This window comes from Marinifilum sp. D737 (assembly GCF_026672275.1).
Lineage (GTDB): Bacteria > Bacteroidota > Bacteroidia > Bacteroidales > Marinifilaceae > Marinifilum.
Genome location: NZ_JANQCD010000122.1, coordinates 1 through 340 on the forward strand (window position 1 = coordinate 1; position 340 = coordinate 340).

Below are 340 nucleotides of genomic sequence, written 5' to 3' on the forward strand. Positions count from 1 at the left end.
TCTGGAGCATGAATTGCCCTGAAAGGGCGAGAGCAATAGCGATGGGCGCAGCCCATCGAATGAATAGATTCCATTGCCTGAGCCCTGAAGGGGCGTTAGCCTATTTTTTAATGCATCTATATCATTTGAAACCTTGTTTGGCTGACGCCCTTGCAGGGCTTGTTTCTTATTACATTGTGTTCATAGGGCTGCGCCCTATGCTGTTGCTATTAGCCTTGCAGGCTAGATTATTAGGACTATTTTTTTGAATTGCCCTGAAAGGGCGAGAGCAATAGCGATGGGCGCAGCCCATCGAATGAATAGATTCCATTGCCTGAGCCCTGAAGGGGCGAGAGCCTGT

The 340-nt window shown here is 48.5% G+C and carries 1 protein-coding gene; it reads left to right on the plus strand.

The annotated features are described in order from the left end of the window. Window positions 1-248 (plus strand): hypothetical protein (locus NQ163_RS20700; protein ID WP_268192202.1); only part of this gene is annotated, 248 nt, incomplete at its 5' end. Between the last annotated feature and the right edge of the window lie 92 nt (window positions 249-340).